Source organism: Paenibacillus allorhizosphaerae (assembly GCF_042659105.1).
Taxonomy (GTDB): domain Bacteria; phylum Bacillota; class Bacilli; order Paenibacillales; family NBRC-103111; genus Paenibacillus_G; species Paenibacillus_G allorhizosphaerae.
The window spans coordinates 75,262-88,863 of record NZ_JBHSRV010000012.1; the positions used below are offsets into that span (position 1 = coordinate 75,262).

Consider the following 13,602-nt stretch of genomic DNA (forward strand, 5'->3'; position numbering starts at 1 on the left):
TATTTTTCACAGATTCATATCGTAACTTTTTGTAGTTTAATAGAGTCTATTATAGAGGAGAGTGGAATCGAGAGAGGAGAACAAAAGCGTGATTTTGCACAGAAAATGGCGAAAAATGTCGTGCATCATGCTGGCCGCGGCGATGCTGGTATCCCCATGGTCCGGTATGAGCACGGTTAAAGCAGCGGGTGACACTTTAACTGTCAGCAGTGAGGAGACGCTCACATCGGGCGCGGTACTGAAGAAGTACGTTTGGAACACAACGAGGAATAACAAAGAGATTAAAGTAAACGCGAATGTCATTGAAGTCGATTTAACGAATCCTTATGTGAAAATCGATGTCATGACCGGTACGGAAAATCAGTTTACTCGGAAACAGACGGTGCTGGGCATGGCAACGGAAACAAAAGCCGTGGCAGGTGTCAATGGCGACTTTTACAATACGCAGGCGGAAGGGGTACCGATGGGCCCCCAAATCTCGAACGGACAGCTGATGGCGACGCCGCCGTATTTGCCGGGATTTTATACGTTTGCGATAGATAAGGACAATAAACCGATCGTGGATCTGTTTACGTTTAAAGGATCGATCGTTGCAAAAGACGGTGCCACGTATCCTCTAGGGGGAATTAACAAAACCTATTACTGGTTTGAACCGGGCGGGGAGCACAGTCATATCGACGGCATGTTTATGTATACCAGTGCATGGGGCCAGGTCGACCGTTCCAATGACGGGGTAACGGTACCGACGGAAATATTAGTGCAGAATGGTGTCGTAACGAAAATTGCGGATAATGGCATTATCGATATGATTGCGCCAAAAGATGGCTACATATTGCGGGCATCGGGAAAAGCGGCGGATTTTGTCAGAGCGCATTTGAAAGTAGGGGAGCCGCTGGTCGCGGACTACCAAGTGCTGCCGCAAGATCCGAGCAAAACGTATGACGCCAAATCGTTCAAAATGATGATTGGTGGACATACGATTCTTGTGGATGATGGGCAGCCGGCGGAATTTTCGCGCGAGGTAGCCAGTTTGTGCTGCACTCGCTCCAGAACGGCACTCGGCTACTCGAAGGACGAGAAGACTGCTTATATCATCACAGCGGACTACAGCGGCGAGAGCAAGGGCCTAAGCATGGCGGAGCTGCAGCAGTTCATGATCAAAGTCGGCGTATGGAAGGGACTCAACCTGGATGGCGGCGGTTCCACGCAGATGGTAGCCCGTCCGCTTGGCGAAACGAAACCGGTGCTCATCAACAAGACGGAAACCGGCATTCAACGGAAAGTAGTAAACGGAGTAGGCGTATATTCGCTCGCGCCGAAGGGTGAAGTGAAAGGCCTATTTATCCAGACGCCACGCGTTCTTTACATTGGAGAACAGGCGTCGCTCAGCTTCAAAGCGTACGACGAATACTATAACCCGGTGGTGGAAGCGGATAAAGTAGCCGCGCAATGGACTGTAGCCGATAACATGGGTACCTTTAAAGACAATGTATTCTCCCCTGCCAAAGCAGGTACGGCTAAAATAACGGCAGTGTCGGGAAAAGGCAGCTCTTCAGCGGATATTGAAGTAGCGGGACGGGATCAATTAAGCGGTTTGAAAATATCGGCGAACCAGCTTGCGCTTACCGAAGGCGAATCGTATAAAGTGCCGGTCGTGGCGACGACAAAGTCCGGTAAATCGAGAGAAGTTCCGCCAGAGCTTGTTCAGTGGGAAGTTCTCGGTATTCAGGGCGAAGTGAAGAACGGCGTCTTAACGGTGAAGAGCATGGCAGGTAGCTCCGCGGCGCAGTTGATTGCAAAATATGACGGTTTCAGCACGATCACTACCATCCCGGTTGGCATCGACAAAATGTGGTATAACCTTGATGACAAAGCGGTCATGACGTTATCGGATGCGAAGCCTCAAGAAGTTACGGCAGCCGTATATGTTCGGCCCTCGGAGACTGGGAACAAGTATTTGGAGCTGAACTACAATTTCACGAACGGGAAGGGCAACAAGTGGGCTTACGCTACGCTGGATACTGGCGTTTTGATCGAGGGCGAGCCGCAGTATATGAAGTTGAAAGTAAACGGCGACGAAAGCTTGAACTGGCTGCGCGCCGAAATTTTGGATAACAGCGGCAAAGTGCATTATGTCGATCTGGCGAGAAGCATTAACTGGACAGGCTGGAAGCTGCTGATGGCCGATTTGACAGAATATAAGATGTCTTATCCGATTCGAGTAAAAAGCGTTTATGTTGTTAATGAAGAGATCGGACAAGACGAGCGGAAGGCTGTCGGAAAAATCGGAATCGACGATATCATGTTTACATATCGCGGCCCCGTGCCTCAGCAGTCGAATAACGCGATTAAACTAACCGTTAATAAAAAAGAAGTGACCGTGAACGGAAAATCGATGACATTGGAGCAGGCGCCGGTCATTGTGAAGGACAATACGCTAATCCCGATTCGTTTTGTAACCGATGCCTTGGGGGGCACCGTTCGATGGGACGACGCCGAGCGTAAAGTGACCGTCATCCGCGGGGATAAAATGATCGATTTGTGGGTCGATAATCCCGACTTGATCGTGAACGGGCAAAGGGTAACGGCAGAGGTAGCACCGACGATTATGAAGGATCTTACGATGGTGCCGCTGCGCATTTTGTCGGAAAATCTGGGCTGGAAAGTCACCTGGGATGGGAAGACGCAACAGATCACGCTGCAATAATTAGTTCTATAAGCTCTCACAATCTGATGTAAATGTGGTACTATATTGCTAGTACGATGAGAAAATTGGCGAAGGAGCTTTGTCCGGATGTCCGTCGATGCAATTGATCGCGTCATCAAAAACGCTATAGATGTCATGGAAAACAGCAAGTACCAGCTTTTCGAGATTTGTGAAAGCGTACGGGCAGAGCGTGAGGCGTTAAATAACGAATTGCAGCAAGTTATTGACGAAACGACAAAAACAATCGACACGGTGGACCGTTTTGAAGTCGAATACCGACGGTCCCGTGTTCGATTAACCGAAGTTAGCAGAGATTTCAAACGATTCAATGAAGAGGATATCCGCACGGCCTATGAGGCGGCAACGCAGCTTCAGGCTCAGCTCGCCATTTATCGCGAGAAAGAGCTTCATTTGAAATTGCGGCGGGATGACCTGCAGAAGCGGCTGAAAAGCGTAGACAAGCAGTTGGAACGAGCGGAGACGCTAGTATCCCAATTGAATGTAGTGCTGGAGTATTTGGCGGGCGATTTGAACCAGGTAACAAGGCTTCTGGAGTCGGCGAAAAACCGGCAGCTGCTCGGTTTGAAAATTATTTTGGCCCAAGAGGAAGAACGGAAGCGCATTGCCCGAGAGATTCATGACGGTCTTGCTCAAACCATGGCGAATGTCGTGCTACGCACGGAAATCATGGAACGCATGTTGGCGAAGCAAGCTTACAATGCGGTAAAAGAAGAGCTGTATGATTTGAAAGGGCAAGTTCGCGGAGGCATTGAAGAGGTTCGCAAAATCATTTTCAACCTTCGGCCCATGGCATTGGATGATTTGGGCCTTGTGCCCACCCTTCGCAAATTCGTGCAGGATTATGAAGAAAAATCGAAAATAAGAACCAAATTCGAGCTGATCGGCAAAGATATGAGGCTTCCTTCCGGCATGGAGGTTGCCGTCTATCGTTTGGTGCAGGAGGCTTTTTCTAACGTAATGAAGCATGCGCAAGCGTCGCATGTAACGCTGGAATTAACCGTTCAGCAGCAAATGGTGAAAATCGTAGTGGCCGACAACGGTGTAGGGTTCATTGTGGACCATATCGACAAGCGGAGCGAGAGAGCCAACCGTTACGGGTTAATGGGTATGAGGGAACGTGTAGATCTGCTCGAGGGCCGAATGGATATTGAATCGAATGTAGGCGCCGGAACGAAACTATCGATGGTCATACCGATCAAGGCAGAATCGAAGGAGGAGTAAATTATGGAGACTGCAGGCAGCAATAAACGTCCAATCAAATTGGTTTTAGCCGACGATCATCAGCTTTTTCGCGAAGGGGTCAAACGGATACTGAATATGGAGAGCGATCTGGAGGTTGTCGGCGAGTGCGGTGACGGCATCCAGGTCATAGAGCTGTGCAATGCGCTCCATCCCGATATTGTTCTGATGGACATTAATATGCCGATTGAGAACGGCGTAGTCGCGACGGAGAAGCTCAAAGATATTTTTCCGGATATCAAGGTTATTATTTTATCGATTCACGACGATGAGAGCTACGTATTCGAAACGCTGCGCAAGGGCGCAATGGGGTACCTGCTGAAGGACATGGAAGCGGAGTCGCTTATTAATGCGATACGTTCCGTTGTTGCAGGACATGCGTACATTCACCCGAAAGTAACCGGGAAGCTCATCAATCAACTGCGCCGCATGACATATCTTGACGAACAAGGCGTGGCCGGTTCGGGAGCGGTCTCCAAAGAAGCCGGCGTCAAGTACGTGCATATGGACAACAGTCCGTTAACGCGCAGAGAAGCGGAAGTATTGCGGCTGATGGCCGAGGGCAAGAGCAATAAGATGATCGGAGAATTTTTGTATATTAGCGAAAAGACCGTCAAAAATCACGTCAGCAGCATTTTGCAAAAAATGGAAGTGGACGATCGTACGCAAGCGGTTATTGTCGCCATCAAAAACGGCTGGGTTACATTATAAGTTTAACTTCCGATTGAAGCCCTTCCAATGATAAATATCATCGTGGTTTGGATGAGCCTTTCACCAAGGACAAGAAAGATGAACTCCGGTTCTGGTCATGGGAGAAGCCTACTGCGAATGAAGGAACCAACTTACTCATAGCGGCATATATTGTTTTTAAGGGAGGGAGCCGCTATGATGTTAGGCTTGGTTTGGATTGTTGGCTGCTACACCGCGGGGGTCGTGATCCTTCACTTGCTCCACTGGCAATGGATGAAAAAAAGATCAAAACGAACGGTTCATTATGTGCTTCGAACGTTCAATAATCAGCTGCAATTGGAATGGTATATAAGGTCACTGTCATTCTTTTCGTGGATCAAAGGAAGAACGATACGCATAACGATTGCGGACGAAGGATCAACAGATGATACGATCGCCATTGCGCAAAGGTTAAGCCGCGAGCACCACCTCGATATATACACGGATGCTTCGCTGGATTGGGATGAATGGATTCGGCAGCATGAAGAGGAGCAGGTGGTGGCAGTCCGGATTAGCCATAACGAAATGGAAACCGCTTTCAAATATTTGTAATTGTGTTCGACAACTATATGATGCGGGTGATATATGAAGTCATGGGTTTATGCGATAATAAGCCAAAATAGCTGCTCCTGGCACGTCTCCTTGGATATGCGCGCTGATCGGGACCATTGGGCCCGGCAGTACGGGCAAGCGTTCAAGATGCGTGTGATGGAGCCGTCTTTATCGTTTGGACAAGCTTGCGAGCTGGTCTATTTCATGAATCAAAGGGATCAAGGAATGTCCGTGAAGAAACAGCTGTCTCTTTTACGTCATGCAGCCCGGGCTACTGGACAACCGGATATGTCAATCGAGCAATGGAAGCTGTGGGACTGGAAACCCCATTCCATGGTTACGGCGATCGATGGTCGGATGCGTCTCGTATCGTCTGTCGGCGAGCTGATGGCGGGACGCAGTTTAATGCTCGACGAATTCAAGTCTCTGATGGATCATGAAGGACAAGAGGAGATTGCAGCCAATCCGAATTACTTCCTGCAACTGGCATGGCTTAAAGGAAAGCTTGCGATCGAGAGCGCCGTTCAAGTAAACCGGAATGTGCGAAAAATGCCAATGCCGCTGCGGAAACAAACCGTATGTCGCTGCAGACGATGCGGGAACGAACAGAGCCGCGAAGAGAGCGGGACCGCCGTTACAAGCGAGCCGATTTCGTGGACGGATTGCCCGAGCTGTGGAGGCCCGTGTCCATGCTGCGAGGCTTGCCTGACGATGGGAAGGGCAAGATATTGTTCGCTATTGATCAGCGGTGTTGAGTATCAGCATCCGCAACCAAGTAATCGAATCCAAAGCACCGCTGATGAAATGGATTCGTTGCTTGCCCCCTGGGGATTAAGTAGCGTTCAGACAGATGCATCCCGTTCGGTTTTGGAATTCTTGAAAGCAAATGAAACCCATATAAGGGTTAATAATGAAAAAGAAAAACCCAAAACCCAATTCCTGATTTGGGCTGTAACGGGTGCAGGCAAAACGGAAATGATTTTCCCGATGATTCAGTATTCTTTAAATCATGGCGGGCGCGTCGCCGTAGCAACACCGCGGCGCGATGTCGTGCTGGAGCTCAAGCCGCGTCTTGCGAAAGCATTTCCCGATATACGGGTGGTCACGCTATATGGAGGGAGCGAGCAGCGTTGGGAACGCGGAGAGCTGACGATCGCCACGACCCACCAACTGATGCGTTTTCGCCATGCGTTCGATCTGGTCATTATTGATGAAATTGACGCGTTTCCTTATCACAATAATCCGATCCTGCAATACACAGCAAGCCAAGTCTGCAAATCGGGCGGCGCCTACATCTTACTATCGGCAACGCCTCCCGAAGCGCAGCAGCGAGCGGTGAAGCGCGGCCGTCTTCCTCATGCCCGGGTGGCCGCAAGGTACCATCGGCATCCTCTGCCGGTGCCTCAGCTCATGGTTATACCCTCTATTACCCAAATGCTTCAGCAATCGAAACTGCATGCACGCCTATTTCAGAAGCTTCAGGAATCGGTTCATCGGGGAGCGCAAGTTTTTGTTTTTGTCCCTAAAATCGCACTCGTGGAGCCGCTTGTAAAATTGCTGCGTCAAAATTATCCCGACATCCGGATCGAAGGGACATCTTCCAAGGATGAACATCGAGCGCAAAAAGTAAGCGACTTTCGGGCAAGCGACATTCGAATGCTCGTGACAACAACGATTTTGGAGCGTGGGGTGACGATTCCTAAATCCGATGTGTTCATCTTGGAGAGCGACTCGTCGATGTTTGATGCGGCGGCTCTTGTGCAAATGGCCGGTCGCGCCGGAAGATCGGCGCAGGATCCACGGGGAATGGTGTATTTTGCGGCACGGGAGAAAAATCGTTCCCAGGTGAACGCGATAGGTCAGATTAAAGAGATGAACGCTTTAGCCAGAAAAAGAGGGCATATCGATTAAACATACCGAATTAAGTTTTTAAGCTAAGCTGCTTGGACTCGGACTTAGGAGCTCGATGAAGTTGTATAATTTCGGATGACATCCGCACACTTCCGTTCAGCTACTACTGACGTAGTCTAAATTGCACGTATCACGCATTGAGAGGGGAATCATGCAATCATGCTAGGTTCGATTATGCACCGTTGTTCGGAATGGTTCGTTCAGTTGGAGAAGCTTCTGTCGAGCAGCAAGCAGATTTGCCTGTCGTGCGGAGCGGGATATGATCGCTCAAAGCCTTTGCCTGTTTGCTCAGACTGCTGGGCGGCGATACCATGGATCGGAGAAGTGATGTGCAGCCGATGCGGCAGATACGAGGTTTGCACCGACTGCATCCGGCGCGAGAACACCTATTACACGCAAAACCGGAGCGCTGTCAGGTACGATGACAATATGAAAGAATGGCTTGCGCTACATAAATACCGCGGCAAAGAAAGATTACGGCAAGTACTCGGCCCCATGCTGCTGCATGCCTACCATCTGCATCGCCATAATCCGGTTGATTCAACGGAACGGGAAGCGACCGTGCAATGGATCAGTTTTGTGCCGTTAAGTGAGGAGCGGCTGCAGGAAAGAGGATTTAACCAGGCGAGGCAGCTTGCAGAAGAGCTCGGCAAGCTAACGGGTTTGCCTGTCATCTCATTGCTGCGGCGCACACGCCATACGGACAAGCAGAGCTTCAAAGCCAGGGCTGCCCGGCTCGATGACTTGAAGGATGTCTTTGAAGTGGACGGGGACGGACTGGCATACATGAACGCAATGGCCGTCAAGCTGGGAAAGCATCGCGTATATTTGATCGACGACGTATATACGACAGGCAGTACGCTGAATGAATGCGCCAGAACGCTAAGACAAAAGCTTGACGTAGAGGTCTACGGTATTAGTTGGGCGCGGTAACTGTCAGACTTTTTTCATAAAATCTTATACGTTTCTGATGAATTTATCTTATATCGACACCGATTTGCCGATATAATAGGTATATCGTAGTATCTGACGGCAAAGCCTTGAGATAAGGGGGATCAAGAATGAGTCTGAATGTAGTGAATTGTTACCGCTGCGGAAAAATACATGTGAAGAACAGCTATAATATGTGCCCTAGCTGCATAAAAGATCTGGAGCTACAGTATGAAAAATGCACGAAATACCTTCGCGAAAATAAACAGTGCAGCCTACAGGAGCTGAGCGATGCAACTGGAGTTCCGGTAAATCAAATTACGAAGTTTATTCGGGAAGGCCGTATATCCATCCGGAACAATCCGAACATCGTATACCACTGCGAGGTTTGCGGCACGAATATTCGCGAGGGGGCGATTTGCGAGCCTTGCAGAGCACGGCTTGCCAAGGATGCGAGCCACATCCAGGAAGACGAAAAGCGTCGGCTTGTCCAACAGGAAAATGAAAACAACGTCAGTTACAACATAAAGGATCGATTGAAAGACAGATTAAAATGAGCTATTATTAAATCAACAATATAAACTTTTCATGTAAACCCACCGATAAAAGTAGTAAAGCTTTTATGCGGTGGGTTTTTATTTTTATAAAGATGAGGTGATTCAAATGAAAATAGATGGGACGAATCGGGTTGGATCGGTAAATCAATATAAGAAGGCATATGATTCTCAACAACTCGTTTCCAAGAAGTCGGGGAACAAGAAAGATCATGTAGAAATATCTACTGAAGCCAAAGAACTGCTAGGCACTCACGGAACGAATGATACAAGGCAAGACAAAATTGAAACATTAAAAAAATCAGTAGCTGATGGAACGTATCGTGTGGACGGACGAAAAATTGCTGAGAAACTGTTTCCTTTTTTGAAATAAAGATGGAGGTGAGGATGAATGTCATTCTTGGCTTTAACACAACTGATGACGGCATTGAACGATATTCATGCGAACCTGCTGGAGTTGGCCCAACAGAAAAAGCAAATCCTTATTAAAAATCAAGTTGACCAACTGTTGGAAATATTAAAAAAAGAGAATAGGCTGATTAAGCAAGTCACGGATCTTGAGCAACAGCGGGTAGGCGTCATCGGTGATTTTATGATTGAGAAAGGTTATAAGCCTAATCCAAGAGTAACGATTAGTGATCTCACAAAGATCATTTTTAACATAGAGGAAAAGAAATCGTTAATCGATTCGCAGAAGCAGTTGCTGTCCACGATTCGAAGGCTGCGAGAAGTGAATGCAGTGAATCAGCAGCTAATCGAACAATCGCTAGCGTTTATCGATTATTCATTGGATTTAATTGTTGGCCCGCCTGAAGACGAGGTAACTTATCATAAATCGAAGTCTCAGGGGTATGGTACAAAGTGGCAAGGGCTTTTTGACACAAGAGCATGATTTCAACGGCGAGTGCGGCGGTTCTATAAAGGAGAAGAAGAGGAGATCACTTACATGCGTTCGACTTTTGGAGGAATAGAGATCGCGAAGCGCAGTTTGTTTACGCAGACGGCCGCTTTGACCACGACCGGGCATAACATTGCCAACGCCAATACCAAAGGGTATTCTCGGCAAGTCGTCAATATGGTGGCAGCCAAGCCAATTGAGTATCCGGGTTTGCAGCGAAGCACTATTCCCGGACAGATGGGGCAAGGCGTTGAGTTTGACTCCATCACGAGAATTCGCGAGAGATTTCTGGATGACCAGTTTCACAATGAGAATAAAAATTTAGGCGATTGGTCGGTTCGTAAAGATACGCTCGATAAGCTGGAAGCGATTATTAACGAACCATCGGATACGGGGATTCGGCAAACGATCGAAGGGTTTTGGAATGCTTGGGAAGAGCTTAGCAAATCCCCTGAGAATACTACGGCACGTGTGTTGGTCAAAGAACGGGCGCTCGCCATGACCGACGCGTTCAACCAGACTTCGCGGCAGCTTTCCGATTTATCGGGAGACTTAACCGAAAACATCGGGGTCAAAGTAACCGACGCCAATCTGAAAATCTCGCAAATTGCCAAACTGAATGAAGAAATTTTCCGAGTGGAAGGTCTAGGTAACGATGCGAATGACCTACGGGATCAACGCGATCTCTTACTGGATGATCTTTCAAAGATCATGAATATCACCTATACAGAAGATGATCGAGGGTATACGGTGAATATGGGCACTACCCAACTGGTGTCGGGAAACACGGTTGGAACGATACTTACTTCGGAACTGATGCAAACAGCTGCCGAGGCTGGCACATTGAATAGCGGCGAGATTTATGGCATGATTCAATCCAGAGATCATTACGTGGCGAACTATCAGTATCAGCTCGATTCCATGCTAAAAACGTTGGTGACCGGGGACATGAAGGTGACGTTGCCGGAAGGCATGGTGGTACCGGAAGGAACAGAATTAACTCTGGTTAATGCAGACGGAACGACGCAAGTTAAAAGATTTAATGGGACGATTACGGAGCGTACGTTGGGTGGCGGGACGGAAGTGGTCGTTAAAGGATTTAATGGTCTTCACCAGCTTGGGTATTCTTCTTCGGAACCGATTAAATCCGGCGTATCGTTTTTTAACCTCAAACCGGGGTCGACCGAATTTACAGCAGCCAGCGTGACTGTTAATCCGGATATCGTGAGCAATGTTGCCAACATTTCTACATCAACGCGTACCTATTTGGACACTGACGGTAAGGAGAAGATTGTTAAAGGTAACAATGATATGGCACTTCTTCTGGCAAGCGTCCGTAATAAGAGGGTAAGCTTCGACCCTGACTCGACAGGCCGGCCGGTTCTTACAGACGGAACGTTTGATGAATTTTTTCGTTCCATTGTCGGTGAGCTAGGCGTCCAGGCACAAGAGGCCAACCGTCAAGCAACCAACCAGCAAATACTTGTTGATCAAGTCGAATCCCAAAGACAAGCGGTTAGCGGCGTTTCTTTGGACGAAGAGATGGCAAATATGATTAAATTTCAACATGCTTACAATGCCGCGGCACGCTCCTTGACAACATTCGATGAAATGCTGGATAAAGTAATTAACAGTATGGGTGTAGTCGGAAGGTAAATTTAGTTAGTAGAAAGGACAGGGGGCGTCGCAGATGTCGATGCGTGTCACGCAAGGGATGCTGAATAGCCAGCTACTCCGTAATGTGAATACGAACTTAACAAGGATGCAGAATAATCAGGAACAACTATCGACAGGACGAAGGATCAACAGACCTTCGGATGATCCGGTAGGCATGGCTTTTTCCCTTCGCTATCGCAGTGAGTTGTCGGAGAATGAACAATATGAGAGTAACCTGAATTCGGCCATGTCCTTACTTGACTATACCGATACAATGATGGGACAAGCCAACTCGGTTATTCAGCGGGTACGAGAGTTGTCCGTTCTCGGAGCTAATGATACGAACCCGCGGCAAGCCCTCGATTCCATTAAGAGTGAAGTAGATCAGTTGTACTCTCAAATGGTGAGCATTGGCAACAGTCAATTTAACGGCCGCTATATCTTTAATGGACAGAAGACCGACAAAGCACCTTATACGGAGGCAACAGCTGCTACCGATCCGGTCGATACCGGTGAGTTCTTAACGAATATTGGGGTGGGGGTACGGATCGCAGCGAATAAAACGGGAAATACCGTATTTGGCGAAGCCGATGATCCGGCCAATCCAGGCACCAATGATAATATTTTCAGAGTAATGAAAGATTTATCGGCAGCTTTAGAAGCTGGGGATACGACAGAGGTTAGCAACATTATAGGCCGATTGGACCAATGTAACGATAAATTTCTCGAAGCGAGAGCGGACGTTGGAGCCAAGATGAATCGGATGGAGCTGGCGCAATCACGCTTGGGGGACGTAGGTGTGAACCTCCAAACCTTGCAGTCCAAAACAGAGGATGCGGATGTAGCGGGCGTTATCACGAATTTAAAAATGGATGAGAACGTGTATCAATCTTCTCTTTCCGTCGGTGCGAAAATTATTAGCGCCACTCTGGTAGACTTTTTGAGATAATGTAGAGGGGAGAAACTATGCAAATTCCCCAAATTCAAATTAGACAACAGCAGGCTCAGTTAAGCATTGACACTGATCTCGGACAATTGGAGATGAGGCAGCCGAAGGCGACGTTCGAATTACGTACCGTAGCTCCCAAGCTTCACATTCATTCTGAGGAAGGGCAGTTATCTATTGATAACAGTCGATGGCAGGATGCGATTGGACTGGGTCATCATTTGGAATCCATGAGCCGGATTTACTCGACCTGCAAAGAAATTGCGATTCAGGGCGTTGCCAGGAGAGTGCAGGAAGGTAACCGTATGGCGGCGATCCAAACAGGAGCGAATGTCTTTGCTGATTTGGCTAAGGAAAGCATGAATGATGTCGATAACTTTCAGTTCATGTACTTAGGCAATGCGTCCTACGACAATATCGACATTCGTTATGAGTCGAGGCCGGTGGATATCCAGGTAGAGGAAGGGCGAGTCGAGAAAAATATTCAGATGAACCGGGCGGAGGTTCAATACCATTTAGGTAAACGCGATATTTATTTAGCACAGTTTCCAAAGGTTGAAATTATTCCTCCTCAATTGGATATAAAAATATAATAACAGCCGCTATGGAGCTATAGATTATAATGTCTATAGCTTTTGGTTTTATAACCCTATTTAACCCATAAGGAGCGTTCTGCATGATTAAACTAAATACGACAAGCCTAGGAGAGATTGAAGTCTCCGAAGAGCATATTATTACTTTCCCGGAAGGCATTCCCGGCTTTGCTGATTATCGTCGCTTTACACTTATGTCGATTGACCCGGAGCTACCCTTTGTTTATTTGCAATCGGTCGATGAAGAGTTGGTCCACTTCGTCATTGTCAATCCTTTTGCGGTCTTTCCCGGCTACGATATACAGATCGACGAAGAAACATTGAAGGAACTCGATATTCAAAGTCCAGAGGATGTAGAGGTTTGGTGTATTATGACCATCCGGGATTCTCTAGAGACGGCAACTGTGAATTTATTGGCTCCCGTCATCATTAGTTCAAAGCATCGTAAGGGCAAACAGATGATTCTGCATCAGTCGGGGTATACGACCCGTCATTTGTTTTCCGAAATAATTCAACCATCCGATACGAAAGAGAAGGGGTGAGGCGCCTATGTTGGTCCTGTCCAGAAAAGCCGGTGAATCCATTATGATCGGTGATCAGATCGAACTGGTTGTGATTAGTGTAGAGAAGGACGTCGTTCGTCTGGGGTTGAACGCTCCTAAGCATATGCAAATTTATCGAAAAGAAATATACGAACTGCTGAAGCAATCGAACGAAGAGGCATCCAAAACCGCTGTCAAACCCGAGGATCTCAAAAATTTGTTCAAGAAATAGAATCGAAATTTATCGATATTGCTATTAACTTTCTCCGAAGGCCCGACGATATATATATTGTGAGGTTGAGAGGCCTAGGGCGGCCGACCTAA

General features: G+C 47.7%; 14 protein-coding genes. All 14 read left to right on the forward strand.

The genetic code is table 11. From position 1 onward, the window contains the following. The first annotated feature begins 88 nt into the window (after positions 1 to 88). Positions 89 to 2,707: a stalk domain-containing protein gene (locus tag ACFQI7_RS29575; protein ID WP_218102317.1), complete on the forward strand. Its 2,619-nt coding sequence runs from the start codon at positions 89 to 91 to the stop codon at positions 2,705 to 2,707. Positions 2,708 to 2,794: 87 nt separating this feature from the next. After that, complete coding sequence (locus ACFQI7_RS29580) at positions 2,795 to 3,949, forward strand: sensor histidine kinase (protein ID WP_218102316.1); 1,155 nt, start codon at positions 2,795 to 2,797, stop codon at positions 3,947 to 3,949. 3 nt (positions 3,950 to 3,952) lie between these two features. After that, positions 3,953 to 4,678: a response regulator gene (locus ACFQI7_RS29585; RefSeq protein WP_218102315.1), complete on the forward strand. Its 726-nt coding sequence runs from the start codon at positions 3,953 to 3,955 to the stop codon at positions 4,676 to 4,678. A 174-nt stretch (positions 4,679 to 4,852) separates the two neighbouring features. After that, positions 4,853 to 5,248, forward strand: coding sequence for a hypothetical protein (locus ACFQI7_RS29590; protein WP_218102314.1), 396 nt, complete (start codon positions 4,853 to 4,855; stop codon positions 5,246 to 5,248). A 33-nt stretch (positions 5,249 to 5,281) separates the two neighbouring features. Then, positions 5,282 to 7,159, forward strand: a complete 1,878-nt coding sequence (locus ACFQI7_RS29595) for a DEAD/DEAH box helicase (protein ID WP_218102313.1) — start codon at positions 5,282 to 5,284, stop codon at positions 7,157 to 7,159. A gap of 159 nt (positions 7,160 to 7,318) precedes the next feature. Next, positions 7,319 to 8,092, forward strand: coding sequence for a ComF family protein (locus tag ACFQI7_RS29600; RefSeq protein ID WP_218102312.1), 774 nt, complete (start codon positions 7,319 to 7,321; stop codon positions 8,090 to 8,092). Between the two features lie 128 nt (positions 8,093 to 8,220). Then, entirely contained in the window at positions 8,221 to 8,646 is a 426-nt protein-coding gene (locus ACFQI7_RS29605; RefSeq protein WP_218102311.1) for a flagellar protein, read from the forward strand. 106 nt (positions 8,647 to 8,752) lie between these two features. After that, positions 8,753 to 9,016 carry a flagellar biosynthesis anti-sigma factor FlgM gene (flgM, locus tag ACFQI7_RS29610; RefSeq protein WP_218102310.1) on the forward strand — a complete coding sequence of 88 codons (264 nt, stop codon included), beginning with the start codon at positions 8,753 to 8,755 and terminating at the stop codon, positions 9,014 to 9,016. 18 nt (positions 9,017 to 9,034) lie between these two features. After that, the gene (locus ACFQI7_RS29615; RefSeq protein WP_218102309.1) at positions 9,035 to 9,535 is read left to right on the forward strand and encodes a flagellar protein FlgN; all 501 of its coding nucleotides are present in this window, start codon (positions 9,035 to 9,037) and stop codon (positions 9,533 to 9,535) included. Positions 9,536 to 9,589: 54 nt separating this feature from the next. Further along, positions 9,590 to 11,197 (forward strand): flagellar hook-associated protein FlgK, encoded by a 1,608-nt coding sequence (flgK, locus tag ACFQI7_RS29620; protein WP_218102308.1) that lies wholly within the window; start codon positions 9,590 to 9,592, stop codon positions 11,195 to 11,197. A gap of 40 nt (positions 11,198 to 11,237) precedes the next feature. Further along, positions 11,238 to 12,146 carry a flagellar hook-associated protein FlgL gene (gene flgL / locus ACFQI7_RS29625; protein WP_218102386.1) on the forward strand — a complete coding sequence of 303 codons (909 nt, stop codon included), beginning with the start codon at positions 11,238 to 11,240 and terminating at the stop codon, positions 12,144 to 12,146. Between the two features lie 17 nt (positions 12,147 to 12,163). Continuing rightward, positions 12,164 to 12,736 carry a DUF6470 family protein gene (locus ACFQI7_RS29630; protein WP_230415570.1) on the forward strand — a complete coding sequence of 191 codons (573 nt, stop codon included), beginning with the start codon at positions 12,164 to 12,166 and terminating at the stop codon, positions 12,734 to 12,736. A gap of 83 nt (positions 12,737 to 12,819) precedes the next feature. Then, positions 12,820 to 13,278: a flagellar assembly protein FliW gene (gene fliW / locus ACFQI7_RS29635; RefSeq protein WP_218102307.1), complete on the forward strand. Its 459-nt coding sequence runs from the start codon at positions 12,820 to 12,822 to the stop codon at positions 13,276 to 13,278. A gap of 7 nt (positions 13,279 to 13,285) precedes the next feature. After that, a complete protein-coding gene (gene csrA, locus ACFQI7_RS29640; protein WP_218102306.1) occupies positions 13,286 to 13,510 on the forward strand; it encodes a carbon storage regulator CsrA in 225 nt (74 codons plus the stop codon). Positions 13,511 to 13,602: the final 92 nt, after the last annotated feature.

Bases quoted from the DNA above. Each gene is read 5' to 3' on its own strand.
- flgL (WP_218102386.1), top strand. From the start codon at position 11,238: ATGCGTGTCACGCAAGGGATGCTGAATAGCCAGCTACTCCGTAATGTG.
- flgM (WP_218102310.1), top strand. From the start codon at position 8,753: ATGAAAATAGATGGGACGAATCGGGTTGGATCGGTAAATCAATATAAG.
- ACFQI7_RS29585 (WP_218102315.1), top strand. From the start codon at position 3,953: ATGGAGACTGCAGGCAGCAATAAACGTCCAATCAAATTGGTTTTAGCC.
- ACFQI7_RS29580 (WP_218102316.1), top strand. From the start codon at position 2,795: ATGTCCGTCGATGCAATTGATCGCGTCATCAAAAACGCTATAGATGTC.
- ACFQI7_RS29630 (WP_230415570.1), top strand. From the start codon at position 12,164: ATGCAAATTCCCCAAATTCAAATTAGACAACAGCAGGCTCAGTTAAGC.
- fliW (WP_218102307.1), top strand. From the start codon at position 12,820: ATGATTAAACTAAATACGACAAGCCTAGGAGAGATTGAAGTCTCCGAA.
- ACFQI7_RS29605 (WP_218102311.1), top strand. From the start codon at position 8,221: ATGAGTCTGAATGTAGTGAATTGTTACCGCTGCGGAAAAATACATGTG.
- ACFQI7_RS29590 (WP_218102314.1), top strand. From the start codon at position 4,853: ATGATGTTAGGCTTGGTTTGGATTGTTGGCTGCTACACCGCGGGGGTC.
- ACFQI7_RS29615 (WP_218102309.1), top strand. From the start codon at position 9,035: ATGTCATTCTTGGCTTTAACACAACTGATGACGGCATTGAACGATATT.
- flgK (WP_218102308.1), top strand. From the start codon at position 9,590: ATGCGTTCGACTTTTGGAGGAATAGAGATCGCGAAGCGCAGTTTGTTT.
- ACFQI7_RS29595 (WP_218102313.1), top strand. From the start codon at position 5,282: ATGAAGTCATGGGTTTATGCGATAATAAGCCAAAATAGCTGCTCCTGG.
- ACFQI7_RS29600 (WP_218102312.1), top strand. From the start codon at position 7,319: ATGCTAGGTTCGATTATGCACCGTTGTTCGGAATGGTTCGTTCAGTTG.
- csrA (WP_218102306.1), top strand. From the start codon at position 13,286: ATGTTGGTCCTGTCCAGAAAAGCCGGTGAATCCATTATGATCGGTGAT.